Source organism: Brenneria tiliae (assembly GCF_023347575.1).
Taxonomy (GTDB): Bacteria; Pseudomonadota; Gammaproteobacteria; order Enterobacterales; family Enterobacteriaceae; genus Brenneria; species Brenneria corticis.
Genome location: NZ_JAKPCB010000097.1, coordinates 205952 through 231080, shown reverse-complemented (window position 1 = coordinate 231080; position 25129 = coordinate 205952). Strand labels below are relative to the sequence as shown.

Genomic DNA, 25129 nt, shown 5'->3' with positions numbered 1-25129 from the left:
TGATTTAACCGGCTTCCGTCATAATCTGATACAGCGCTTCATCGCTTTGCGCGGCGCGCAGACGCCGGCAAACGGTTTTATCGGCCAGTCGCCCGGCGACCAGCGATAGCGTATGTAAATGGGTTTTACATTGTTCTGCCGGAACCAGCAAGGCAAAAAGCAAATCGACGGGCTGGTTGTCAACGGCGTCGAAGGCGATAGGCTGTTCCAACTGGATAAATACCCCGACCGCGCCCAGGGCGTTGTCGTCCTCGAGCTTGCCATGCGGGATGGCGATGCCGTTGCCGATGCCGGTGCTGCCCATGCGTTCCCGCGCCAGGAGGGCGTCAAAGATAATCTGCGAAGACAGATTAAGCTGCCTGGCCGCCAGTTCGCTGATAATTTCCAATGCCCGTTTTTTACTTTGGCAGTGGACGGAACTTCGGGTGCACTCGGGACGTAACACGGTGCTGAGCTGCAAAACGGGATCGTTGTTCATTTTATCTTCACTTGATCACTTGACGACGCTTCCACTTCCGGTGAGCCCGGCCCGGGTATTTTGTGGGCCGGGTCTGTTCCCCGCCCGTTCGGGCCGGGAGAAAAATCAGTGCTGTTTAAGCTTATCCTTGTGCTTGTTTAGCTGCCGGGCCAGTTTATCGATCAGCAAATCAATGGCGGCGTACATATCTTCCGCTTCTGATGTGGCATGCAGCTCTCCGCCGTTAACGTGCAGCGTGGCTTCGGCGATTTGTTGTACTTTCTCCACTTTAAGTACCACGTTGACCAGATTGATACGGTCGAAGTATTGCTCTAATTTGGCGAACTTTGTATTCACGAAATCGCGCAGCGGCGGCGTAATTTCGATGTGGTGTCCGGTAATGTTTAGCTGCATAGCGTCTTCCTTCTAGTTGAGATCAAACCAGTTGTTTACGCTGATTTGATGGTGGGATAGATAAAGACTCTCGGTATTTCGCCACCGTACGCCGCGCCACGATGATGCCCTGCTCGGAGAGCAGCGTGGTGAGCTTACTGTCGCTTAAAGGTTTGGCGGGATTTTCCGCAGCGATTAACTTTTTCACCAGCGCCCGGATGGCGGTCGACGAGGCTTCGCCCCCGCTGTCGGTATTCACGTGGCTGGAGAAGAAATATTTTAGTTCAAAAATGCCGCGCGGACTGTGCAGAAACTTCTGCGTGGTGACGCGGGAAATGGTGGATTCGTGCATATTCACCACCTGGGCGATATCAGCCAGCACCATCGGCTTCATAAATTCTTCCCCGCGATCGAAAAAGTCCTGCTGCTGTTCGACAATGCAGCGGGTGACTTTGAGCAGGGTATCATTACGGCTTTCCAGGCTTTTTATCAGCCAGCGGGCTTCCTGCAAATGGCTGCGGATAAACTGGCCGTCGCTGTCGCTGCGCGTGCTGTTGCCCAGCGCGGCGTACTGCTGATTAATCTGCAATCGGGGAACGCTGTCGCTATTCAATTCGACCACCCAGCGTCCCTGAATTTTGCGCACCAGCACGTCGGGGATGACATATTCCGACTCCCCGGTATTGATTGACTGCCCCGGACGGGGGTCGAGAGACTGAATCAGCGCCAGCGCTTCCTTCAGGATCTCTTCTTTCAGGCGGGTGGCGCGGATAAGGCTGCGGAAATCATGATTCGCCAGCAGGTCGAGATGGTCGCCGACAATCAGCCGGGCCTCGCCAAGGCGGGGGGTATCCTCGGCAAACTGCGAAAGCTGAACCAGCAGACAATCGCGCAGATCGCGCGCGGCGACGCCAACGGGATCAAAGCGTTGTACCCGCTTGAGCACCGCCTCCACTTCATCCAGCGTGACGCTTTCATCCCCGATGCTGTCGAGAATGTCTTCCAGCGGCACGGTGAGATAGCCGGTGGTGTCCACGGCGTCGACGATGGAGGTGGCGATGGCCGCGTCGGTATCCGAAAACGGCGTCAGCTCCACCTGCCACATCAGGTAATCCTGCAGAGTCTGGGTGGTTTCACCCTGGTAGATCGGCAGTTCCTCGTCCCGATAGTCGGTGCCGGTGCCGGAAGGCGTGCCGGCGGAATAAATTTCGTCCCAGGTGGCGTCGAGCGGCAACTCCTCCGGCATATCCTTGTGCTCAAGCGCTTCACCGGTGTCCAGCGAGTCGCTGTCGACGGTCTCGAATGACTCTATTTCTTCGTGGTTGTCCGTTTGCTCAAGCAACGGATTACTTTCCAGCGCCAGTTGAATCTCTTGTTGCAGTTCAAGCGTGGACAGTTGCAGCAGACGGATGGCCTGTTGTAGCTGTGGAGTCATGGCCAGTTGCTGGCTAAGCCTGAGTTGCAAACCTTGCTTCATGTAGCGCCGACGTCCTTACTTACTATATCGTTCAATGAAAAATCCTACCCTATCAGAGTCGGAAGCCTTCGCCCAGATAGACGCGTTTGACCTGTTCGTCGGCCAGTATCTCGGTAGGGGAGCCGTGAGCGATTAAATGTCCCTGACTGACGATATAGGCGCGCTCACAGACATCCAGCGTTTCGCGGACGTTATGATCGGTAATCAACACGCCCAGTCCGCTGTCGCGCAGATGCTCGATTATTTTTTTGATATCAATCACCGAAATGGGATCGACGCCGGCAAAAGGCTCATCCAGCAGGATGAATTTGGGATTCGCCGCCAGCGCGCGGGCAATTTCCACCCGACGCCTTTCCCCACCGGACAGCGATTGTCCCAGACTATCGCGCAAATGAATAATATGGAATTCTTCCATCAGCTCGTTGGCGCGGTCTTCCTGCTGCTCCGATGTCAGATCCTTACGGATCTGCAATATCGCCATCAGATTGTCATACACGCTCAACCGGCGGAAGATGGACGCTTCCTGGGGTAGGTAGCCGATCCCTCTCAGCGCGCGATCGTGCAGGGGCAGCAGGCTGATGTCTTCGTCATCGATCACAATCCTCCCTTCATCGCGTTGCACAATCCCCACCACCATATAGAACGTGGTGGTTTTCCCGGCGCCGTTGGGGCCCAGCAGGCCGACAATCTCACCGGAATTGACGGTCAGGCTGACATTTTTCACGACCTTACGGCCTTTATACGCCTTGGCCAGATTTTCTGCGATTAATGTTGCCATAAATTATTCAGTGACTCGTGGTTGCGGTTGCTGAGCAGGGGAGGATTGCCCCTTGTTATCTTTCTGCTGAAGCTGCGAGGGGACCAATACCGTCGTTACGCGTTTGCCTTTGTCGCTGAACGCCTCCATCTGCTGTTGCTTCACCAGATAGGTGATACGGTCGCCTTTGACATTGCTGTCCAGCTGCTCCAGATAGGCATTGCCGGTCAGCGTCAGAAAATCTTTCTCCAGTTCGTAGCGGATTTTCTGGGCGTGGCCCTTCACCGGCTTGCCGTTGTCCTGCATCTGGTAAAACGTGACCGGATTGCCGTAGCCTTCGACCACCTCTCGGCCTTGCTCGCCCTGCGGACGAATCACCACCACCTTATCCGCCTTCACCTCAATGGTGCCCTGCCTGACCACCACGTTGCCGGTGAAGGTTACTGTGTTGCCTTGCATATCAAGGGCCTGCTGGGCGGAATCGATATGAATGGGCTGCTCGCTGTCCCCGGTTACGGCGAAGGCCGGAATGCTGAAGGCGAACAGCGAGCTGGCGAACAGAGCATGACGCATCGGGTTATTTGTGTTGAATTTCATAAGAAGTTTTTACCTTTTCGATCAACTCGGCTGTCTTTTCACGCAGATTACCACGCATTTTCATCCCGTTTGAGGTGAAACTGGCGCCGTATAGCGTGACTTCATCGTCGGAGGAGACGTCCTGCGTCACCAGATTAACCTGGGCATTGTCCGTTTTTATCCGCTCCAGCTGCGAGTCATTGGTCAGACTGTTGACCTCGACGTGACCGTACAGATAGAGCATTTTGTCTTTGGTCAGCTTGGCGCGATCGGCGCGCACCGACCAGGTGGCGGTACCCTGTTCGTTAAACAGCGTGGCGACCGGGGCGGTAAACCAGCTCAGCTGCTCGTCATTGAAATATTCCGCTTTATCGGAAATCAGTCGGTAACTCAGCTTCCCGGCGGGGCTGTAAACCCGCGTCGCGGTTTTCTCGCTGGTGTAAACCGGCACGGCGTTATCCTGATTATCGGGCGGGGGCGCCGCGTCGCGATCGGCGAAATTCCAGCCGATCAGCACGAGAGCCAGCAGTGCCAGCAAGGCTGTCAGCCAACGCTTTGTTTTACTCATATCGACAACCCTTTGGCATGCTCCAGCTTATTCTGTGAGAACAGAATCAAATCGCAAAGTTCACGCACCGCGCCGCGTCCGCCGGCGATGCGGGTGACGTAGTCGGCGCGCGGCAACAGCAGCGGATGCGCGTCGGCGACGGCGACGCTTAAGCCCACCTGGGCCATCACCGGCCAGTCGATCAGATCGTCGCCGATGTAGGCGACCTGCCCGACCGTCAGCGACAGTTTATCCAACAGATCGTTGAAGGCCAAAATCTTGTCCGATTGCCCCTGATAAAGGTGGGCGATCCCCAATGTCTTACAGCGATCGACGAGCATATTGGCGGTGCGGCCGGTAATGATGGCGACTTCAATACCCGACGTCAGCAAACAGCGGATACCGTAGCCATCCCGCACGTTGAACGTTTTCAGCTCTTCGCCCTGATTGCCCATGTAAATCAGGCCGTCGGACAGTACGCCGTCAACGTCGCAGATCAGCAGACGAACGTCGCGGGCCTTATCCAGTACCTGCCGATCGACCGGTCCGTAACAGGTATCGGTTTGCGCCCTGATTTCACTCATGCATGTTTATCCTCTATACCCTACAGTATTTAACGCGCCGTGCGTGGTTTGTTGGCCGCCATGTTGTATCACACCACGCCGGCGCGCAGCATATCGTGCATATGAACGATGCCGACCAGACGATCGTCCTCCGCCACCAGCAGCGACGTAATATGGCGTGATTGCATCAGGTTCAGGGCATCCACCGCCAGCGTTTGCGGCGTCACGCGGATACCGCCGGCGGTCATCACATCGGCAATACGCGCGCTGTTCAAGTCGATTCCCATATCGAAAATCCGCCGCAGGTCGCCATCGGTGAAGATGCCCTGGATTTTCATATCCGCGCCGCAGATTACCGTCATCCCCAGATTTTTGCGCGTAATTTCCACCAGGGCGTCACGCAGGGAGGCGTCATGGGAGACGTGCGGGATCTCGTCGCCGGCGTGCATGATATCGCTGACGCGCAGCAGAAGCTTGCGTCCCAGCGCGCCGCCGGGGTGGGATAGGGCGAAATCTTCGGCGGTAAAGCCGCGCGCCTGTAACAGCGCGACGGCCAGCGCATCCCCCATCACCAGCGTGGCGGTGGTGCTGCTGGTCGGCGCCAGCCCGAGCGGACAGGCTTCCTGCGGAACACGAACGCACAGATGGATATCGGCGGCTTTTCCCATGGTGCTTTCGGGGTTGCCGGTCATGCAGATCAGGAACACCTGCAGACGTTTCAGCACCGGGATCAGCGCCAGAATTTCATGAGATTCGCCGGAGTTGGAAATGGCGATCACGATATCGTGCGGGGTAACCATGCCCAGATCGCCGTGGCTGGCCTCGCCCGGATGAACGAAGAAGGCCGGCGTGCCGGTACTGGCGAAGGTGGCGGCCATTTTGCGGCCGATATGGCCGGATTTCCCCATGCCCATCACCACCACTTTCCCTTGGCAGTGGAATATTTTTTCGCCGGCCCGGGTGAAGTTGTCGTCAATGTACTGGTCCAGCTGCGCCAGCCCGTCGCGTTCAATCTTCAGTACCTGCTTGCCGGCCTGCTGAAAATCAAAACCGGGCTGTAGTTCAAAATGTGACATACCTGGATAATCCTGCTTGTTTTGATGTTCTGGTTAATAGTTCCGACGTTCTGCTCAGGGAAACAGGAACAACGCCGCCAGGTAGGCGACGAAGGCGCAAAGCAACAGCGCGCCAGCGCGTTGTCCGATGCGGCGTTTCCGGCTGAGGCACAGCGCCGTCAACAGCGCGCTGGCGCCCAGCATGACCCAATAATCGCGCTGGAAGGCGAGCGGATTGAGTACGCCCGGCGAAAGCAGCGCCGGTACGCCCAGAACGATGGCGATATTAAAAACATTGGAGCCGATAAGATTGCCCAGCGCAATATCATCTTCTTTTTTCAGGGTGCCGACAATGGCGGTCGCCAGCTCCGGCAAACTGGTGCCGACCGCCAGCACGGTCAGGCCGATGGTCAGTTCGCTGATATAAAAATGGCGGGCGATCACCGTGGCGTTATCGATCACCATGCGGGCGGCCATGGGTAAAATAATCAGGCCGAGAATAAGCCATAGCACGGCCACCGTCTGGTTGCTGTCTTCCTGCGGCAATTCCGCCAGCTGTTCGCGGGTCAGGCTATCGACGCCGTCCTGCTGCGCCTGGCGCGCCATTCTGATCATCAGCAGCATAAAGAGTCCGGCGGCAATCAGCAGCAGCGCGCCGTCGGCGCGGCTCAGATAGCTATCATGCAGTAAAAAACCGCACAAAACGGTGACCAGCAGCATAGGCGGGAACTCCCGGCGCAACAGGGCGGAGTGTACCGTCAAAGGACGAATCAGCGCCGCGCTGCCGAGAATTAACAGAATATTCGCAATATTGGAGCCCAGCACGTTGCCGACCGCCATATCGATCTGGTCGCTTAGCGCCGCCGTGACCGAGACGATCAATTCCGGCAGGGAGGTGCCGAAGCCGACGATGGTCATGCCGATAATCAGCGGCGGGACGCCAACAGAACGCGCGAGAACCGCCGCGCCGTAGACCAGGCGATCGGCGCCGTAGACCAGCAATACTAAACCAACAATCAAGAGTACTGTCGCAAAGAGCATGCGGCGTCCTTTATAAGGTATAATCACCCGTTGATAAACCAGCCGTTCCGGACGAATTTTGCCCAAAGAGGGTGCTTTTCATGATTAGCGCTAATTCTGACCGCGCGGGGCGGAAAAGTAAAACCTGCGGCGGTTTTGTTTCGCCTCTTTGGACAAGAACTTACCGTAATTTTTTGTAAAATTCGCACCTTGAGCGAGTACAACCGTTAGGCTTTACGGATGAGTTCATAGGACGGTTATCCGTCAAAAACCAGCGATCGTATGCAACACGCTGATCGGTAAGGAATATAAGATCATGGACCCTAAGGTTACCAATCTGGTCGAAATCCGCGGCCTGAGCTTTCGACGCGGGAAACGACAGATTTTTACAGATATCACGCTGAATGTTCCTAAAGGCAAGGTTACCGCGATTATGGGGCCTTCCGGTATCGGCAAAACCACGCTGCTGCGTTTGATTGGCGGGCAGTTACAGCCGGATAGCGGTGAAATCTGGTTCGATGGCGACAACATTCCGACGTTATCGCGTTCGGCGCTGTATGACGCGCGTAAAAAGATGAGCATGCTGTTTCAGTCCGGCGCGTTATTTACCGACCTGAACGTGTTTGATAATGTCGCCTGGCCGCTGCGCGAGCACAGCCGTTTGCCTGAGCCGCTGTTGCACAGCACGGTGATGATGAAGCTCGAAGCCGTGGGGCTGCGCGGGGCCGCCAACCTGATGCCCGCCGAGCTTTCCGGCGGCATGGCGCGCCGCGCCGCGCTGGCGCGGGCCATTGCGCTTGACCCGCAGCTGATCATGTTCGATGAACCTTTCGTCGGGCAGGATCCGATAACCATGGGAACGCTGGTAAAGCTGATCGATGAACTGAATCACGCGCTGGGTGTCACCTGTATCGTGGTTTCCCATGATGTGCCGGAGGTGATGAGCATCGCCGATTATGCTTACATCGTGGCCGACCAGCATGTGGTGGCGGAGGGAACGGCGGCGCAGTTGCAGGCCAACGGCGACTCCCGCGTACGCCAGTTTCTGGACGGTATCGCCGATGGGCCGGTGCCTTTCCGTTTGCCGGCGGGTGACTATAAAACCGCGCTGTTAGGTTCAGCAGGGGGTTAAATAATTCATGTTATTACAGGCGTTGGCGTCGCTGGGACGTCAGGGAATTTCTACCTGCGCTTCTTTTGGCCGTGCCGGACTGATGCTGTTCAACGCGTTGGTGGGCAGGCCTGAATTCAGAAAACAGTGGCCGCTGCTTATCAAACAGCTTTACGGCGTGGGGGTACAGTCGCTGCTGATCATTATGGTGTCCGGCCTGTTTATCGGCATGGTTCTGGGGCTGCAAGGCTATCTGGTGCTGACGACCTACAGCGCCGAGGCCAGCCTGGGGATGATGGTCGCCCTGTCTTTGCTGCGCGAACTCGGCCCGGTGGTAACGGCGCTGTTGTTTGCCGGGCGGGCGGGGTCGGCGCTGACGGCGGAGATCGGCCTGATGAAGGCCACCGAGCAGCTTTCCAGTATGGAAATGATGGCCGTGGACCCGCTAAGACGGGTGGTCGCCCCGCGATTCTGGGCGGGATTGATCAGTATGCCGCTGCTGGCGATCATTTTTGTCGCGGTCGGCATCTGGGGCGGGTCGCTGGTCGGCGTCGACTGGAAAGGCATAGACGGCGGTTTTTTCTGGTCCGCCATGCAGGGGGCCGTCGAGTGGCGGCAGGACCTACTGAACTGCGTGATTAAAAGTATCGTGTTCGCCATTACCGTGACCTGGATAGCGCTGTTCAACGGTTATGACGCGATCCCGACTTCGGAAGGGATCAGCCGCGCAACGACCCGTACCGTGGTGCATTCATCGTTGGCGGTATTGGGATTGGATTTTGTGCTGACAGCACTGATGTTTGGGAACTGAGTCGATGCAAACAAAGAAAAGTGAAATTTGGGTTGGCGCATTTATGCTGATTGCGCTGTGCGCCATCATCTTTTTGTGTCTGAAAGTGGCCGATATCAAATCGATCGGCAACCAGCCGACGTATCGCTTGTACGCGACGTTTGACAATATCGGCGGGCTGAAGGCCCGTTCGCCGGTCAGAATCGGCGGCGTGGTGATCGGAAGAGTGGCGGATATTTCGCTGGATGAGAAAAGCTACCTGCCCCGCGTGGCGCTGGATATTGAGCAGCGTTACGACCATATTCCCGATACCAGCTCGCTGGCGATCCGCACCTCCGGCCTGCTGGGCGAGCAGTACCTGGCGTTGAACGTCGGTTTCGAGGATGAAGAGATGGGCACCTCGATATTGCAAGACGGCGGGGTTATTCAGGACACCAAGTCAGCCATGGTGCTGGAAGACCTCATCGGCCAATTCTTATATAAAAGCGGCGGCAATAGCGAGGATAATGCCGGCCAGGGGAGCGCCGCGCCGGCAACGAATTCCGCGACGACGCCCGAGCCTGCGGGCCAACCTGCGACTTCACATCCATAAGAGGATAGCTGTATGTTTAAACGTTTACTGATGGTGGCTCTGCTGGTGGTTGCGCCGTTGGCCAACGCCGCGGATCAAACCAACCCTTATCGTTTGATGAGCGAGGCGGCGCAAAAAACCTTTGACCGCCTGAAAACCGAACAGCCGCGCATCAGACAAAATCCGGACTATTTGCGCAACGTGGTGCGTGAAGAACTGCTGCCGTACGTACAGATCAGATATGCCGGCGCGCTGGTCCTCGGCCGTTATTACAAAGACGCCACGCCCGCTCAGCGCGATGCCTATTTCAAAGCGTTTGAGGCCTATCTGGAGCAGGCCTACGGCCAGGCTCTGGCGCTATATCACGGGCAAACCTATCAGATCGCCCCCGATCAACCGCTGGGCGACGCCAATATTATTTCCATCCGCGTCACCATTCTCGATCAAGGCGGCCGTCCGCCGGTGCGCCTTGATTTCCAGTGGCGTAAAAACAGCCAGTCCGGCAACTGGCAGGCGTATGACATGATTGCGGAAGGCGTCAGCATGATCACCACCAAGCAGAATGAATGGGCGGCGACGCTGCGTCAAAAAGGCGTGGACGGCCTGACCCAGCAGCTGCAAGCCGCGGCGGAACGAAAGATTACGCTGGATCAGCAAAACTGATCCGGATAAACCACACTGGGCTGGGTAAGAAAAATGGCTAATGCACTGAGCTGGCGGTCGCAGCAATCGACGCTGCTTGTCGCCGGCGCGCTGGATCGGGAAACGCTGCTGCCGCTGTGGCAGCAGCGCGACAAGCTGCTGGCGGAAAAAACGACGCTGGATGTGTCCGGGCTGGATCGCGTTGATTCCTCCGGTCTGGCGCTGTTGCTTCATTTTTACCACCAGCGGTCGCAGCAGGGCGTCGAACTGAAAATCATCGGGGCGGGAGATCGGTTAAAAACGCTGATAGCCTTGTATAACCTGAATGAAATCATCCCTGTGTCTTAAGCGGCATGGCCGATATCGGCGATTTGCCGGCGGAATTCCCCCAGGCTGCTGATAAACTCGTCATCCCCGCGCAGGCGGGGATCTCACGAGTGAGCGCCTTATCGGCGCGGGCAATCAGCGCCGTCATCCCCGCGCAGGCGGGGATCTCACGCAACGCCGAGCCGCCGGCGACGTTGAGAAATGTTTTAAGGGGATTTCTCTGTTTAAGATAGCGCCGTATTCATCTAAGATACCACCCTGTTTATCATCCCCCCTGACATAGAAATCGAGAGCGATGGAAAATAATGAAATTAAAGACGTGCTGATAAACGCATTGGCACTCAAGGAAGCCCATGTATCCGGCGATGGCAGCCATTTTCAGGTCATCGTGGTGGGCGAGCAGTTCGCCGGAATGAGTCGGGTGAAGAAGCAGCAAACCGTTTATGCCCCGCTGATGGAGTACATCGCGGATAACCGCATTCACGCCCTGTCGATCAAGGCTTATACGCCGGAAGAGTGGCAGCGCGATCGCAAGCTTAACGGTTTTTAAGCCTGTGGTTATGTGATTCGCAAGATTGAATTTGAAACATTGAGAAACAGCCGCTATGGATAAATTTCGTGTGCAGGGGCCGACCCGGCTTACCGGTGAAGTCACCATTTCCGGAGCCAAAAACGCCGCTCTCCCCATCCTGTTTGCTGCCTTGCTCGCGGAAGAGCCGGTAGAGATCCAGAATGTGCCGAAGCTGAAAGATATTGATACCACGATGAAGCTGCTCGGCCAACTGGGGGCGCGCGTTGAACGTAATGGTTCGGTGCACGTCGACGCCAGCGCGGTCGACGTATTCTGCGCGCCTTATGATTTGGTGAAAACCATGCGCGCCTCCATCTGGGCGCTGGGGCCGCTGGTGGCGCGTTTCGGGCAGGGCCAGGTTTCACTGCCGGGCGGATGCGCCATCGGCGCGCGTCCGGTTGATTTGCATATCAACGGCCTGGAACAGCTGGGAGCGAAAATCACCCTGGAAGAGGGCTACGTCAAGGCCTCGGTGGACGGTCGTCTGCAAGGCGCGCATATCGTTATGGATAAAGTCAGCGTGGGCGCCACGGTGACCATCATGAGCGCGGCGACGCTGGCCGAAGGGACGACCATTATTGAAAATGCGGCCCGCGAGCCGGAAATTGTCGATACGGCAAACTTCCTGAACACGCTGGGGGCGAAAATCAGCGGCGCGGGCAGCGATAAGATCACCGTTGAAGGCGTGGCGCGTTTGGGCGGCGGCGTATACCGCGTGCTGCCGGACCGTATAGAAACCGGAACCTTCCTGGTCGCCGCGGCGATTTCCGGCGGTAAAGTGCTCTGCCGCCAAACCCGTCCCGATACGCTGGACGCGGTACTGGCGAAGCTGCGCGAAGCCGGTGCGGATATCGAAACCGGCGAGGATTGGATTAGCCTTGATATGCAGGGCCGGCGTCCGAAAGCGGTGACCATCCGTACCGCGCCGCATCCCGGTTTCCCGACGGATATGCAGGCGCAGTTCAGCCTGTTGAATCTGGTGGCGGAAGGCACCGGCGTTATCACCGAAACGATTTTTGAAAACCGCTTTATGCACGTGCCGGAGCTGATCCGCATGGGGGCCCAGGCGGAAATCGAAAGCAACACGGTGATTTGCCACGGCGTGGCAAAGCTGTCCGGCGCCCAGGTGATGGCGACGGATTTGCGCGCGTCGGCCAGTCTGGTGCTGGCGGGCTGTATTGCCGAGGGGGTGACGGTGGTCGACCGCATCTATCATATCGACCGCGGCTACGAGCGTATCGAAGATAAGCTACGGGCGCTGGGCGCCAATATCGAACGCGTCAAAGCCGGCGAATAAGCGGCGCGGACCGGGCGGTAGGACCACACCGCCCGGTTCAGTTGACCGGAAACTCCTGAATCGTCATATTCAAGGTTATCGCTTTTTTATCGCGTTCGATGGTAATGGGGATCACGGTGCCCGGACGTAATTCCGCTACCTGATCCATGGTTTCAATCACCGAGCGGGTCGGTTTATTGTTGACGCTCAACAGAATATCATCCACCTGAATCCCCGCTTTATCCGCCGGTCCGCCCGGATCGACCGTTTTGACCAGAATCCCGCTCAGCCTTCCCTGTCCGAAGCTTTTGCTGTCGATATTTTCCATCTGTACGCCGTTGATGCCGATATAACCGCGGATTACCCGGCCGTCACGGATAAGCTTGCCCATCACTTTGTTTGCCAGAGCGATGGGGATGGCAAAGCTGATGCCTTCAGGCGTTTCCCCGTCGCTGCTTTTATCAAAAGAGAGCGTATTGATGCCGACCAGTTCGCCCAGCGTATTCACCAGCGCGCCGCCGGAGTTGCCGCGGTTGATGGAGGCATCGGTTTGCAGCAGGTTTTGACGGCCGTTCTGGCGATTATCCTCCCCGGCGGCGCTAAGCCCGATGCGGCCGGTGGCGCTGATAATCCCCTGGGTGATGGTTTGTCCCAGATTGTAGGGATTGCCGATGGCCATCACCACGTCGCCGATATGCGCCGTGCGCTGCGGATTGATTGGAATAACCGGCAAATTGGTGCCGTCAATACGCAATACGGCCAGATCGGTCAGGGTGTCCGAACCGACGACCATCGCCTCAAAGAGTCGGCCGTCCTGAAGGGCGACCAGAATCTGCTGCGCGTTGTTGATCACGTGCCTGTTGGTCAGAATATAACCCTGGTCATTCATAATGACGCCGGAGCCGAGGGTGCGGATTTCCAGTTCGTTCTGCTGTTGGGGATTGGGAACCCGGTTATAGACGTTGACCACCGCCGGCGCGGCGCGGCGCACCCCCTGATAGTAGCTTAGCGGCGCATCTTCCTGCGCGTTGTCATTACTCTCACCGTTTTTAAACCAGGGGGTATTGGGTCGCAGTCCGGGAAATGCAACCAGCAGAATGCCGGCGACGATCAAACCAAGCAGCGCGGAACGGAGTAACTTAACAAGCATGGGCGTGTTTACTGTAAAAAGAGTATGCCGGTGAGAATATCATGAGACGATCGGACAGGGCAGAGCGCCGTGTCCGATTTTTTAGCGCGGGCTTACCGGCTGCCGCCTTTCGGGGCGCCGGTTTGGCGAAATGATTAACGCAATAGCAGGTAAATCGTTTCGTCGCCCCGCACGATGTTCAGCGCCAGAACGGCAGGTTTCGCCTCCAGAACCTTACGCAGCTGGGTGATGTTCTCCACCCGCTCACGGTTGACGCCGATGATGATATCGCCCTTCTGCAGGCCAATCTGCGCCGCGGGCGAATCTTTGGCGACGTTATCAATCTGTACGCCTTTGCTGCCGTCTTTCACCTGCCCGTTGGTCAGGGAGGCGCCCTGTAGCGCCGGGTACAGCGTTTCCGCGCTGGTGGTGGCGGTGGCGCTGTTATCCAGAACCACGGAGACTTCCTGGCGTTTACCGTCGCGCAGCAGGCCTATCTTCACGGTTTTGCCCGGCGCGGTGGTGCCTATTTTGGCGCGCAGTTCGGCGAAGCTGTTGATCGGTTTTCCGTCCAGCGAGGTAAGAACATCGCCCGCCTTGATCCCCGCTTTCGCTGCGGCGGATTGCGGCAGCACTTCACTGACGAACGCGCCGCGCTGCGCATCGACCTTGAAGGCCTTCGCCATTTCGGCGGTCATTTCACTGCCTTTGATGCCCAGCACGCCGCGTTTCACCTCGCCGAACTCAACCAGCTGCTGCGCCAGGTTTTGCGCCATATTGCTGGGAATGGCGAAGCCGATGCCGATATTTCCGCCCCCGGGGGCCAGAATAGCGGTATTGATGCCGATCAGTTCGCCGTTGAGGTTAACCAATGCGCCGCCGGAGTTGCCGCGGTTGATGGAGGCATCGGTCTGAATGAAGTTTTCCAACCCTTCCAGATTCAGCCCGCTGCGGCCCAGCGCCGAGATGATGCCGGAGGTGGCCGTTTGCCCCAGGCCGAACGGGTTCCCCACTGCAACGGCAAAATCGCCCACGCGCAGCTGGTCGGAGTCGGCCATTTTGATCTCAACCAGATTTTTGGCGTTGGTCAGCTGCAGCAGGGCGATATCGCTCTGTTCGTCGCGGCCGATCAATTTCGCCTCGTATTCGCGCCCGTCATTCAGCTGTACGCGAATTTTATCCGCATTGTTGATTACGTGATTATTGGTCAGGACGTAGCCTTTCGCGGCGTCGATAATGACGCCCGAGCCCAGACCTTCAAAGGGACGAGTGCTTTGTTTATCCGTCGGGAGATTGGGGCCGAAGAAGAACTTGAACTCTTCGGGGATACGCTGGCGTTGTACCTGGGTGCCTTCGATATGCACGCTGACCACCGCGGGCAACACTTTTTCCAGCATGGGCGCCAGGCTGGGAAGCTGCTGCTGCCCGGGAACCACGGCGGGCAGCGCGGCGTTAGCGGCCGGGAGCGACGACAGGGTTAAGCTTATGCTCATTGCCAGTGCACTAAATAATAAAGATTTTTTCTTCATTGTTGATTAACTCTCTCACGACCAGCTGATGAATAAAATGATGATATATAAACTTAAACACTCGGTGAAGAGTCAGAGTGGCGATCGGTGTGTAAAGTTCACTGATATTTCGTCAGTAGATTGTAACTATAGCCTACGCCGTTGATTTTACCGGAGGGGAGTCGAGCGAAAAACGTGAGGCTTGATGAGGCCTCACACCATAAGCAATCGCCGTTACTTGCGCACGGGAGGTTCGCCGCGCAGCAGGCCGGAGGCGCCGTCGGAGTAGTCGCGCGGCGGCATATCGACCGGGGCCTGATCGTTATCCGCTTCCGCCTCGGTCAAGCGATATTTAAACGGGTTATCCTGGCCGGGAATATCCGGCAGCAGGCTGCTGGAGCTTTTGGCCATGTGCTGGTAAAGCTGGCGGTAATCATTCGCCATATTATCCAGCAGCTCCGCGCTACGGGCGAAATGCCCGACCAGTTCCTGACGATACTCTTCCAGTTCGGCTTTGCTTTTTTCCAGTTCGTGCTGCAGCGTCTGCTGTTGGCGCAGCTTACGATTGCCAAAACGCATGGCGACGGCACCAATGACAATACCGGCGACTAAACCAATCAGCGCATACTCCCAAGTCATAAGGACTCCTATTTTGACTTCGTTGTTCCGTAGGGTTTTTCACTTAATAATTGTCACTATAACCGCTAATCTTGTCCGAGTGGAATCCTGAAGCGCGATGGCTTAGGGTAATGTTGGCCGATATCTGGCATCAAGGTGGTTAACTGCTACGATTACGACTCAAATCGACGGTAACGCGCAGCAAAACACGATTAAATTTTTTCTCAGGGATTGCGAACATTATGCGGCAAACAACACCCTTGGCGCTTTACCGGCAAGCGCTGTCAGCCGGGGAATATCAGCCCGATGAAGTACAGCATCAAACCGTGGCGCGCCTGGAGACCATCCATCAGGCGCTGTGCGAGCGCGCGGCGCGCTCCGCCGGCGGGCCGGGGAAATGGCGCGCGTGGCTGGGATTAAGCGATAAACGCGTCGCGGTTCCGGTTCAGGGGCTATATATGTGGGGCGGCGTGGGACGCGGCAAAACCTGGCTGATGGACCTGTTTTTTCACAGTTTGCCGACGGAGCGGAAACTGCGGCTGCACTTTCACCGCTTTATGCTGCGGGTGCACCAGGAGCTGAACCTGTTCCAGGGGCAGGAAAACCCCCTGGAAAAGGTCGCCGACGGCTTTAAAGCGGAAACGGACGTGCTCTGTTTCGATGAGTTCTTCGTCAGCGACATTACGGACGCCATGCTGTTGGCCGAGCTGCTGCGCGCGCTGTTTTCCCGCGGCATCACCCTGGTGGCCACCTCGAACATTCCGCCGGACGAACTGTATCGCAACGGCCTGCAGCGGGCGCGTTTTCTGCCGGCGATTGAACTGATCAAGCAGCATTGCGAAGTGCGGAACGTCGACGCGGGGATTGATTACCGCTTACGGACGCTGACGCAGGCCCATCTCTATCTGACGCCGCTTGACGCGCAGACGGAAACGACGATGCGGCAGATGTTTACCCGCCTGTCGGGGCAGCCGTGGGTGACGCCGGGCCCGGTCCTGGAGATAAATCATCACCCTCTGCCCACCCTCGGCGCGAGCGAGGGCGTGCTGGCCGTCGACTTCGCCACGCTGTGCGCGCAGGCGCGCAGCCAGAACGATTACATCGTCCTGTCGCGCCTTTATCACAGCGTGCTGCTGCACAACGTTACGGTGATGGGCGGCGCGGAGGAGAATACCGCCCGCCGTTTTCTGGCGCTGGTGGATGAGTTTTACGAGCGGAGGATCAAACTGGTTATCTCCGCGCAGGTCTCCATGTTCGAGCTTTACCAGGGAGAGCGCCTGAAGTTTGAGTACCAGCGCTGTTTATCGCGTCTGCAGGAGATGCAGAGCGAGGAGTATCTGCGCCAGCAGCATCTGGCGTAATAGGGCGGCGGTTTTTCCCGTTCCGGCGACGAAAAAGGTCGATCTTTGGCGGCGACTTCTCTATAATCCTGCGACCCCACGTTACAACAAAGTTTTTTTCCCAAAAACTTTATAGTGCCGGCAATGGCTATTCGAAGGGGTAGGTTTGCTGGACTTGATGGTCGTGTGAGCCTCGACTGTTTTTTAGCGTTTAGGTGAACACCTGCGTGTAACTAATTATTGGGTAAGCTTTTAATGAAAACTTTTACAGCTAAACCAGAAACCGTAAAACGCGACTGGTACGTTGTTGACGCGAGCGGTAAGACCCTGGGTCGCCTCGCAACTGAACTGGCTAGTCGCCTGCGCGGCAAGCATAAAGCGGAATACACTCCGCACGTTGATACGGGTGATTACATCATCGTCCTGAACGCAGATAAAGTTGCCGTAACCGGTAACAAGCGTACTGACAAGATTTATTACCACCACACCGGCCACATCGGTGGTATCAAACAAGCGACCTTTGAAGAGATGATTGCCCGCCGTCCTGAGCGCGTGATTGAAATCGCGGTTAAAGGCATGCTGCCGAAGGGCCCGCTGGGTCGTGCCATGTTCCGTAAGCTGAAAGTTTACGCGGGCACCGAGCACAATCACGCGGCACAGCAACCGCAAGTTCTGGACATTTAATCGGGATTATAGGCAATGGCTGAAAATCAATACTACGGCACTGGTCGCCGCAAAAGTTCCGCCGCTCGCGTGTTTATCAAACCGGGCAGCGGCAATATCGTTATCAACCAGCGTAGTCTGGAACAGTACTTCGGTCGTGAAACTGCCCGCATGGTAGTTCGTCAGCCGCTGGAACTGGTCGACATGGTTGGCAAATTCGACCTGTACATCACCGTTAAAGGTGGTGGTATCTCCGGTCAGGCCGGGGCGATCCGTCATGGTATCACCCGCGCGCTGATGGAGTACGATGAGTCGCTGCGTGGCGAACTGCGTAAAGCAGGCTTCGTGACTCGCGATGCTCGTCAGGTTGAACGTAAGAAAGTCGGTCTGCGTAAAGCTCGCCGTCGTCCTCAGTTCTCCAAGCGTTAATTTCCTGCTGCGCTGCAGCGAAATCAATGCGAAAAAACCCGGTGATGGTCGCCGGGTTTTTTTATGGCGGGCTATCCTTTCTGAAAAAATAATCTTTATTTTCCGTGGGTTAACGATGAAGCTGCGCTTATATCCCCACAGAACGAACAAAATCTGATAAACTATTCGCCACTTTTGTGCCTGTTTCCCAGCGAGTCGCTTTTTCCGATATCGAGTGACAAAAACGCAGAATATGGGCTCGCGGAACGGTAGCAGATCGGTTATTCGCCGTATTTTCTCGATAAACTTGGAGGTTTTCATGGCTGTCGCTGCCAACAAACGTTCGGTAATGACGCTGTTTTCTGGTCCGTCCGACATTTTTAGCCATCAGGTCCGCATCGTACTGGCGGAAAAAGGGGTGAGTGTCGAGATTGAGCAGGTAGACCTGGATAATCTGCCGCAGGATCTTATTGACCTCAATCCCTATGGTTCGGTTCCGACGCTGGTCGATCGGGAACTGACGCTCTATGAATCACGTATTATCATGGAGTATCTGGATGAGCGTTTTCCTCATCCGCCGCTGATGCCCGTCTATCCGGTGGCGCGCGGCAACAGCCGTCTGATGATGCACCGCATTGAGAACGACTGGTATTCTCTGCTGAAGAAAATCATGCAGGGCAGCGCTCAGGAAGCGGATAGCGCCCGTAAACAACTGCGCGAGGAACTGCTGGCGGTTGCGCCGGTGTTCAACGAAGCGCCTTACTTTATGAGCGAAGAGTTCAGCCTGGTGGATTGTTATCTGGCCCCGCTGTTATGGCGCCTGCCGCAATTAGCCATTGAATTGAGCGGTTCTGGTGCGAAAGAATTGAAAGGCTACATGACGCGCGTATTCGAGCGTGATGCGTTTCTCGCTTCCCTGACGGAAGCTGAACGTGAAATGCGTTTGCAAACCAGAGGTTAAACAACATGGCGTTGTCTCAACTGTCTCCGCGTCGTCCGTATCTGTTACGGGCTTTTTATGACTGGCTGCTGGATAACCAGTTGACGCCTCATCTGGTGGTCGATATTACTCTGCCGGGTGTTATGGTCCCGATGGAATTTGCCCGCGACGGGCAGATTGTGCTGAATATCGCACCCCGAGCCGTCGGCGGTCTTGAGCTGGCTGATGACAGCGTGCGCTTTAACGCCCGTTTCGGCGGCGTGCCGCGTCAGGTATATGTACCCATGGCGGCGGTGCTGGCGATCTACGCCCGGGAGAACGGCGCCGGCACCATGTTTGAGCCGGAACCCGCCTATGAATCGACGGGCGAACTCGACGATTTTCAGGATGAGGACGTCACCGCCAGTACGGTGATGTCGATCGTCGACAATAATCCGGACGCCGCGGATGAAAACGATAATCCCGATGACGATCCGCCGCAGCCTCCCAAGGGAGGAAGACCGTCGTTGCGGGTGGTTAAATAAGTCACCTGATTTATTAAGGGCACACTGACAGTGCCCTTTTTTATGTCTCATAAGATACTGAAAAATCATAACCATCAGAAAAATAATCTTTAGTTGATATTCAATCAACTTCCAAACTCTCAATAATATTTTGGGTATAAAACTCGATACCCGGAATTTCTTTCGCTAACAATCCAGATAATTCATGTAATAAAGCAGCCAGTTTAGCCACGCCTTTTTGCGTACTTTTCTTCTGGTTTTTATGCATAACCATATAAACCACTCTACTGGGCGGATGACAGTTTTGAGCCAGACGAAAGGATACGCATCCGTGCTGTTTTTGGGCAAATAAAGCCGTAGAACTGGGGACAATAGCCCAGTCTGTTCCATGTGATAATAAGTTCATGATCAGATGACCGTTATCAAACTGAGCATTAAAACCATGAATACGCCCAAACCCTTGCATATGCCAGCGTTCAAAATCCTCATCCCAGCGGACATAATACTCATCTTTAACCTGAAGTTGCTCAAGCTTAACCTCTTCTTTTCCCGCCAGAATAGAGCTTGGAAGACACAACCCGACCATAGGCTCACTGTATAGTTTAAAACTCATGGTGTTTTGAGATTTCAAATCCGAGAAAGAGAACCCAACATCAATTATTCGTTTTTCAATCAAACCAAAAATATCGATGGAGTGCGTTGTCACGATTTTCACATTCATTTTACTTTCGTGGTTAATAAGCGCCCGGTAAAGAGGAGTAAAGATTGCGAAATTAATACTATTCAGACATCCTATTGTAATGTTTATTCTCGATTCATTAGATTTTATAGTTTCTATTTCCAGAAAAAAATCATACCATTTCTCAGCAATCTCAAGGAAAGAACTACCTGCCTCTGTCAGTTTTATTTCTCTTATACCCTTATTTCGCTCAAATAGATTAAATCCTAATTCATTTTCAAGTACCTGTAATCTTTTGGTTACAGTGGATTGAGCAACAAAAAGTTCCTCGGCCGATTTATTGATACTCCCTGCTTTTACAATGGTTAAAAATGTTTTTAGTAAGATAGCATTCATTTCTCCACCTGCATATATTCCAATAATTGATATTTAATATTTATTATTTTCTCTTTACACAAAAAGACCTGGCAATTAAATATGTCACTACATTAATTCACCAATAATTAATTTTTTCTGTTTTTATTGAGCGTAAAGTAAATAAATTTCATTTTTTAGAAGTGCGTCACATTTTTAATTGGGTAAAATCGGAGTGTTTATGTCAAATAACGGATTCCAGATTAAAAAATATTTTAATAGACCACAAAAATATTTGATAGATGAGTTCAGGAAACTACCGGCGGCAAATATCGGCGACGTCATGAATCGTCAGTTCTGCCTGAGCAATAAAATCAGGCCACTGAATGACTTAAAACTCGCAGGTCCGGCCTTGACGGTCAATTTGCGTAGTGGAGATAACCTTTTGTTTTACAAGGCAATTGAAGTGGCTTCTCCAGGTGATGTTATTGTGGTGAATGGGCAAGGTGGTGAAAAAAATGCGCTGATGGGAGAGCTCATGCTGCGCTGGGCGATGAAAAAAGGCATTGCAGGGATCATTATCAACGGTATGGTTCGCGATCTGGATTTTATTCAACAATCACCTATTTCGGTATTTGCTTTAGGGGCAACCCCTGCCGGTCCTTTTAAAGATGGCCCTGGAGAGATTAATTTTCCTATTTCTATCGATGGTGTTGTTATCACTCCGGGGGACATGATCGTTGCAGACCTTGATGGTGCTGTCGTCGTCAGGCAGAATGACCTTGAGTCCATATTAGAAAAAACAAAATACGTTACAGAAAAAGAAGAAAATATCAAAACCCAGATAGAAAATGACGAATGGGATATGTCGTGGGTGGATGAAAAACTTTTGGAAAAAAACTGTATTTATCTTTGATGGGAAAAACAATGAATAGCACAAATAATAAACCAGGGCGTTTTCGCTGGGTCATTGCATCACTTATCTTTTGCGTTTATACCGTAGCTGCTGCTGACAGAGCAAATATCGGTGTTGTGTTACCCTTTATCCGATCTGATTTTCATATGTCCAACACCGAAGCGGGGGCACTGGCCAGTCTTTTTCTGTTGGCCTATGCCATAGCACAAATACCTAGTGGTTTCCTCTATGCTAAATTTGGCGTGAGAAAGATATTTTCAATATCAATGATATTGACTTCGCTGGCAACGTGCTTTGTTGGTTTCTCTACCTCAATTCTTGGGTTAAAAGTATCGAGGTTTATATTGGGCCTGGCGGAAGGACCCTTACCCATCGGTATTACGTCGACCATTAATCGTTGGTTCCCGGCCTCGGAAAAAGGACTGGTCACGGCAATCTTTTTATCAGCGGCGAAATTTGGCCCGGTCCTTGTTCCTCCGTTATGTGCCATCATTATCTATCACTACAGTTGGCATTACGTTTTCTATTTCTTTGCCATTCCGGGCCTGTTTCTTTCCGTCATCTGGTATTTAATCGTTACCAATTCACCACGAGAAAGTAAATTTTGCTCGCCGGAAGAATTAGATATCATTGAAGAGAAAATCCCTACCGGAAAAGTCATAGCACACACGAAAAAATCGCGGCCTATCTATGCCAACGAAAAATCCTTCAAATTATTAGACAGGATAATCCGTACTAAAGAAGTTCCGTTGATCGGTACCAAAAAAGAAATCTTTAAATCATGGAACGTACTTGGCAGCATGCTCGGCTACTTTTTCATGATGGGCATCGTGAACGTTTTGCTGGCATGGATCCCAACCTATTTAATGAATGAGAAAGGCTTCTCGGTAATGAAAATGGGGATGCTTGCATCCGCTCCCTGGATTGGCGCCGTGATCGGTAACCTGTTGGGTGGATGGTGTTCGGACAGACTGCTAAACAAACGCAGAAAACCTTTGATGATGGCCTCCGCCATTGCAACCGTGGTCATGATGATAACGCTGATCAACGCACCGGATAATCCCATTATCCTTGGAGGACTGCTGTTGTTAACCGGTATCCTGTTCAACCTGGGTTTCTCCGCCTACATGGTTTATCCCATGGCGCTCACAACCAAAGAGGTGTTTCCTATTGCCGGTTCCATTATCAACACTGGAGGACAGCTGGGTGGAGCGGCATGTCCTCTAATTGCGGGGCTTCTGCTGGATAACTTCAGTTGGGGTTATGTATTCGGTTTTATGGCTATCTGCTCGTTTCTGTGCTTGCTGGTGCTAATGACCATCAACGAACCAATACAGAACAAGGCAACACTCTGACGAGGTTGCACGATAAGGGGAGTTCCTCCGGTGTCGGCGTAAGCGGCGGGAAGCGGTCCGTCCGTTATGACGGGCCGTGCATGGTTAAGAATATAGTGTGCGGTGAGGCGTTAAACGTCGTGAGGCACGACTAGTTCTTTTCCCCGGCAAACGCGCGCAGCGTTTCATTTTCCAGGCGATAGCGAATCCATTCGTGCTGGGGCGCCGCGCCGATGCTGCGGTAAAAATCGATCGCCGGCTGATTCCAGTCGAGTACGCTCCATTCCAGACGGCCGCAGTTACGTTCCGCGGCCAGCCGTGCGATATGCCGCAGCAGGGTTTTGCCCATCCCTTTTCCCCGGCAGTCCGGCGTGACGTACAGGTCTTCAAGGTAAATGCCATTGCGCCCGAGCCAGGTGGAATAGCTGGTGAAAAATACCGCGTAGCCCACCGGGACGCCATCCGCCTCGCATATCAGGGCTTCCGTTTTACTGTCCGGAGCGAATAACCTGTCTTCGATGCCTTGTTGGTCGGTAACCACTTCATGGCGCGCTTTTTCGTAAATAGCCAGTTCGGTAATCATGGCAAGGATGATTTCAGCGTCTTTTTTTTCTGCGTTGCGGATGGTGACGTTCATTATTTTCCGTTCTGTATCAGTGAAGAAGATACAGCATACACAATGTACTCGTTTTTTCGCCCATTGCCATTCCGGCATATATATTTACCCGCCCTATTTTTCCTGCCCGCCATGCGCTGTTCTATTTAAAACGCCAAGGCGTCATACGGTCAACTTATGACGGCTTTTCAACGACTTTGGGCCAAAACAGGTGAAACAGGTTGTCACGGCCTGCTTACCGGTGCCTATTTGCGCCGGTTTATTGTTTTCCGGCAAAACGGCTTTTATAACTTGAACATAAGCGGTTGGAAACGAATCAGTCATACCGTTTTTGCGCCTTCACCGGGAAAACGCCAACAACAATCAATAATGCCCTTAATCTGTTCCCCCATGAGGAACTTGATATGAAGATACTCTCTGATTCACTGCTGGGCCGGTTACAGTCATTTTCCAAAGCCATGATGGGGCCGGTGCTGTTTTTACCCGTTATCGGCCTGATTCTGGCCCTCAGTTCCATTCTCTCCAACCCCACGTTGTTTTCTTCTGCGCCGCTGGAGCAGGTTGGAAAACTGCTTGGCGATACCTTCTGGCCGCTGTTTGGCAATCTGGGACTGATTTTCGCCGTCGGTATCGCCTACGGTATGGCGAAAAGCAATAAGAGCGAAGCGGCGCTGGTGGCGCTGATGAGCTTCATCATGTTCCTCGGCGCCAATGCTTCCTTTCTGGAGCTGAGCGGCCGGGTGGCGGAAAAGGTCAATGGCGAATATTTCGGCACCGGACAAACGGAGACCCTCGGTTTTCATGTGATCGATATGGGGATCTTTCTGGGCTTGATTCTGGGCGTGACCGTCGCCTGGGTGTATAACCGGCTGGCGCAAAAGGAGCTGGGCGGCATCTGGTCGGTGTATGGCGGCGCCAAACTGGTGCTGATCGCCATGACGCCGATTATTCTGGCGTACGCCATTGCGTTCAGCTATCTGTGGCCGGTCGTGGCGCAGGGCATCAGTTCGCTCACCGGGTTTATGAAAACCGCCGGAGCGAGCGGGGTTTTCGTTTATGGCTTCTTTGAGAAATTCCTGATCCCCACCGGGCTGCACCATTTCATCTGGTCGCCGTTCCAGTTGACCGCCATCGGCGGCACGCTATTCGCCAATGGCGAATCCGTCTCCGGTTCTCAGGCGATTTTCCTCGCTTATATGCGTGACCCGGCGCTTTCGCCGTTGATGGATCCGTCGTTGCGCTTCTCGCAGCAGGGGATGGTGACCATTTTCGGGCTTTCCGGCGCGGCGCTGGCGTTTTACCGCACCGCGAAGCCGGAAAAACGGCTTCAGGCCAAGGCGATCCTTATCCCGGCGATGATGACCTCCATTCTGGTCGGCATCACCGAACCTATAGAGTTCACTTTCCTGTTTATCTCTCCGCTGCTGTGGGTGATCCACGCAGTGCTGACGGCGCTGAGCCAGGTGGCGTGTTATCTGCTGGATGTGCGTCCCTGGGGGGCGAGCGGATTGGTTGAATTTGTGGCCTACAACCTGCCGTTGCCGGCGTCGCTCACGCGCTGGCCGCTGTGGATTGCCATCGGCCTGGTACAGTTCGGCGTGTATTACGTGGTTTTCAAAACCCTGGTGACCCGGCTCAACCTGAAAACGCCCGGCCGTGAAGATGATGACGCGGTAAGGCTCTATTCAAAACAGGAGTACCGGGAGCAGCAGGAAAAAATTCGGGAAGCGTCGTTGGCGGCTGATGTGGTCGATGCGCTGGGCGGCGCGGCGAATATTCTGGCGGTGGATAACTGCTTTACGCGTCTGCGCGTGGAACTGAAAGAGAGCGCGTTGCTGGATGAAGCGGCGTTAAAGGCGGGTGGCGCGAAGGGCGTGATCCGCCACGGCAATAACGTTCAGGTGATTTATGGTGTTCATGTCGGCACCATCCGCCGGCAGGTGGAAGATCGCCTGCTGGCGGATACCAGACGGTGAAAGGAAAAAGAG

General features: G+C 54.4%; 30 protein-coding genes. 15 read left to right on the top strand and 15 right to left on the bottom strand.

Annotation, left to right across the window (positions count from 1 at the left end; translation table 11 throughout):
• Positions 1–4: 4 nt before the first annotated feature.
• The 9 genes from ptsN to MFP24_RS12260 all read right to left on the bottom strand — a co-directional run bounded on the left by ptsN (position 5) and on the right by MFP24_RS12260 (position 6866).
• Complete coding sequence (ptsN, locus tag MFP24_RS12300; RefSeq protein ID WP_249230367.1) at positions 5–478, bottom strand: PTS IIA-like nitrogen regulatory protein PtsN; 474 nt, start codon at positions 476–478, stop codon at positions 5–7.
• A 105-nt stretch (positions 479–583) separates the two neighbouring features.
• Positions 584–871, bottom strand: a complete 288-nt coding sequence (hpf, locus tag MFP24_RS12295; RefSeq protein ID WP_249230366.1) for a ribosome hibernation promoting factor — start codon at positions 869–871, stop codon at positions 584–586.
• A 22-nt stretch (positions 872–893) separates the two neighbouring features.
• On the bottom strand, positions 894–2327 hold the full coding sequence (gene rpoN, locus MFP24_RS12290; protein ID WP_249230365.1) for an RNA polymerase factor sigma-54: 1434 nt from the start codon (positions 2325–2327) through the stop codon (positions 894–896).
• A 52-nt stretch (positions 2328–2379) separates the two neighbouring features.
• A complete protein-coding gene (lptB, locus tag MFP24_RS12285) occupies positions 2380–3105 on the bottom strand; it encodes an LPS export ABC transporter ATP-binding protein (protein WP_009114754.1) in 726 nt (241 codons plus the stop codon).
• 3 nt (positions 3106–3108) lie between these two features.
• Positions 3109–3681 carry a lipopolysaccharide ABC transporter substrate-binding protein LptA gene (lptA, locus tag MFP24_RS12280; protein ID WP_249230364.1) on the bottom strand — a complete coding sequence of 191 codons (573 nt, stop codon included), beginning with the start codon at positions 3679–3681 and terminating at the stop codon, positions 3109–3111.
• Complete coding sequence (gene lptC / locus MFP24_RS12275; RefSeq protein ID WP_249230363.1) at positions 3662–4228, bottom strand: LPS export ABC transporter periplasmic protein LptC; 567 nt, start codon at positions 4226–4228, stop codon at positions 3662–3664. The genes lptA and lptC overlap by 20 nt, the downstream gene beginning before the upstream one ends.
• Entirely contained in the window at positions 4225–4791 is a 567-nt protein-coding gene (gene kdsC / locus MFP24_RS12270; RefSeq protein ID WP_249230362.1) for a 3-deoxy-manno-octulosonate-8-phosphatase KdsC, read from the bottom strand. Before kdsC ends, lptC begins: the two co-directional genes overlap by 4 nt.
• Before the next feature lie 68 nt (positions 4792–4859).
• On the bottom strand, positions 4860–5846 hold the full coding sequence (gene kdsD, locus MFP24_RS12265) for an arabinose-5-phosphate isomerase KdsD (RefSeq protein ID WP_249230361.1): 987 nt from the start codon (positions 5844–5846) through the stop codon (positions 4860–4862).
• A 54-nt stretch (positions 5847–5900) separates the two neighbouring features.
• Positions 5901–6866 carry a calcium/sodium antiporter gene (locus tag MFP24_RS12260; RefSeq protein WP_249230360.1) on the bottom strand — a complete coding sequence of 322 codons (966 nt, stop codon included), beginning with the start codon at positions 6864–6866 and terminating at the stop codon, positions 5901–5903.
• A 295-nt stretch (positions 6867–7161) separates the two neighbouring features.
• Here MFP24_RS12260 and mlaF point away from each other — a divergent pair, with 295 nt between their 5' ends.
• Genes mlaF through mlaB form a run of 5 tightly spaced genes read left to right on the top strand, consistent with a single transcriptional unit; the run spans position 7162 to position 10307 of the window.
• Complete coding sequence (gene mlaF / locus MFP24_RS12255; RefSeq protein ID WP_249230359.1) at positions 7162–7977, top strand: phospholipid ABC transporter ATP-binding protein MlaF; 816 nt, start codon at positions 7162–7164, stop codon at positions 7975–7977.
• Between the two features lie 7 nt (positions 7978–7984).
• Entirely contained in the window at positions 7985–8767 is a 783-nt protein-coding gene (mlaE, locus tag MFP24_RS12250) for a lipid asymmetry maintenance ABC transporter permease subunit MlaE (protein WP_249230358.1), read from the top strand.
• Between the two features lie 4 nt (positions 8768–8771).
• Positions 8772–9338: an outer membrane lipid asymmetry maintenance protein MlaD gene (mlaD, locus tag MFP24_RS12245; RefSeq protein WP_249230357.1), complete on the top strand. Its 567-nt coding sequence runs from the start codon at positions 8772–8774 to the stop codon at positions 9336–9338.
• Positions 9339–9350: 12 nt separating this feature from the next.
• Positions 9351–9980, top strand: a complete 630-nt coding sequence (gene mlaC / locus MFP24_RS12240; protein ID WP_249230356.1) for a phospholipid-binding protein MlaC — start codon at positions 9351–9353, stop codon at positions 9978–9980.
• A 33-nt stretch (positions 9981–10013) separates the two neighbouring features.
• The gene (gene mlaB / locus MFP24_RS12235) at positions 10014–10307 is read left to right on the top strand and encodes a lipid asymmetry maintenance protein MlaB (protein WP_249230355.1); all 294 of its coding nucleotides are present in this window, start codon (positions 10014–10016) and stop codon (positions 10305–10307) included.
• On the opposite strand, the gene MFP24_RS12230 is transcribed toward mlaB, so the two are convergent.
• Entirely contained in the window at positions 10291–10461 is a 171-nt protein-coding gene (locus tag MFP24_RS12230; RefSeq protein ID WP_249230354.1) for a hypothetical protein, read from the bottom strand. The genes mlaB and MFP24_RS12230 overlap by 17 nt on opposite strands.
• Before the next feature lie 120 nt (positions 10462–10581).
• On the opposite strand from MFP24_RS12230, the gene ibaG reads away from it, so the two are divergent.
• Both ibaG and murA read left to right on the top strand, forming a co-directional pair.
• A complete protein-coding gene (gene ibaG, locus MFP24_RS12225) occupies positions 10582–10836 on the top strand; it encodes a BolA family iron metabolism protein IbaG (RefSeq protein ID WP_249230353.1) in 255 nt (84 codons plus the stop codon).
• Positions 10837–10891: 55 nt separating this feature from the next.
• The gene (murA, locus tag MFP24_RS12220) at positions 10892–12154 is read left to right on the top strand and encodes a UDP-N-acetylglucosamine 1-carboxyvinyltransferase (protein ID WP_249230352.1); all 1263 of its coding nucleotides are present in this window, start codon (positions 10892–10894) and stop codon (positions 12152–12154) included.
• A gap of 37 nt (positions 12155–12191) precedes the next feature.
• Here murA and degS read toward each other — a convergent pair whose 3' ends face one another.
• From degS to zapG, 3 genes are all read right to left on the bottom strand, one after another.
• Entirely contained in the window at positions 12192–13283 is a 1092-nt protein-coding gene (gene degS, locus MFP24_RS12215) for an outer membrane-stress sensor serine endopeptidase DegS (RefSeq protein ID WP_249230351.1), read from the bottom strand.
• Between the two features lie 134 nt (positions 13284–13417).
• A complete protein-coding gene (gene degQ, locus MFP24_RS12210; protein ID WP_249230350.1) occupies positions 13418–14791 on the bottom strand; it encodes a serine endoprotease DegQ in 1374 nt (457 codons plus the stop codon).
• Between the two features lie 213 nt (positions 14792–15004).
• A complete protein-coding gene (gene zapG / locus MFP24_RS12205) occupies positions 15005–15409 on the bottom strand; it encodes a Z-ring associated protein ZapG (RefSeq protein WP_249230349.1) in 405 nt (134 codons plus the stop codon).
• 221 nt (positions 15410–15630) lie between these two features.
• On the opposite strand from zapG, the gene zapE reads away from it, so the two are divergent.
• The 5 genes from zapE (at position 15631) to sspB (ending at position 19263) form a co-directional block, all read left to right on the top strand.
• Positions 15631–16749 (top strand): cell division protein ZapE, encoded by a 1119-nt coding sequence (gene zapE / locus MFP24_RS12200; RefSeq protein WP_249230348.1) that lies wholly within the window; start codon positions 15631–15633, stop codon positions 16747–16749.
• Positions 16750–16983: 234 nt separating this feature from the next.
• A complete protein-coding gene (gene rplM / locus MFP24_RS12195) occupies positions 16984–17412 on the top strand; it encodes a 50S ribosomal protein L13 (protein WP_009114737.1) in 429 nt (142 codons plus the stop codon).
• A gap of 15 nt (positions 17413–17427) precedes the next feature.
• On the top strand, positions 17428–17820 hold the full coding sequence (gene rpsI / locus MFP24_RS12190) for a 30S ribosomal protein S9 (protein WP_011091939.1): 393 nt from the start codon (positions 17428–17430) through the stop codon (positions 17818–17820).
• Positions 17821–18118: 298 nt separating this feature from the next.
• Positions 18119–18760 (top strand): stringent starvation protein SspA, encoded by a 642-nt coding sequence (sspA, locus tag MFP24_RS12185; RefSeq protein ID WP_249230347.1) that lies wholly within the window; start codon positions 18119–18121, stop codon positions 18758–18760.
• 5 nt (positions 18761–18765) lie between these two features.
• Positions 18766–19263, top strand: a complete 498-nt coding sequence (gene sspB, locus MFP24_RS12180) for a ClpXP protease specificity-enhancing factor (protein WP_249230346.1) — start codon at positions 18766–18768, stop codon at positions 19261–19263.
• Positions 19264–19363: 100 nt separating this feature from the next.
• On the opposite strand, the gene MFP24_RS12175 is transcribed toward sspB, so the two are convergent.
• Positions 19364–20317: a LysR family transcriptional regulator gene (locus tag MFP24_RS12175; protein WP_249230345.1), complete on the bottom strand. Its 954-nt coding sequence runs from the start codon at positions 20315–20317 to the stop codon at positions 19364–19366.
• A 199-nt stretch (positions 20318–20516) separates the two neighbouring features.
• On the opposite strand from MFP24_RS12175, the gene MFP24_RS12170 reads away from it, so the two are divergent.
• The gene (locus MFP24_RS12170; protein ID WP_249230344.1) at positions 20517–21191 is read left to right on the top strand and encodes an RraA family protein; all 675 of its coding nucleotides are present in this window, start codon (positions 20517–20519) and stop codon (positions 21189–21191) included.
• Between the two features lie 11 nt (positions 21192–21202).
• Complete coding sequence (locus tag MFP24_RS12165; protein WP_249230343.1) at positions 21203–22546, top strand: MFS transporter; 1344 nt, start codon at positions 21203–21205, stop codon at positions 22544–22546.
• Between the two features lie 130 nt (positions 22547–22676).
• On the opposite strand, the gene MFP24_RS12160 is transcribed toward MFP24_RS12165, so the two are convergent.
• On the bottom strand, positions 22677–23162 hold the full coding sequence (locus MFP24_RS12160; protein ID WP_249230342.1) for a GNAT family N-acetyltransferase: 486 nt from the start codon (positions 23160–23162) through the stop codon (positions 22677–22679).
• A gap of 383 nt (positions 23163–23545) precedes the next feature.
• On the opposite strand from MFP24_RS12160, the gene MFP24_RS12155 reads away from it, so the two are divergent.
• Entirely contained in the window at positions 23546–25117 is a 1572-nt protein-coding gene (locus tag MFP24_RS12155; protein ID WP_249230341.1) for a PTS transporter subunit EIIC, read from the top strand.
• The last annotated feature ends 12 nt before the right edge of the window (positions 25118–25129 follow it).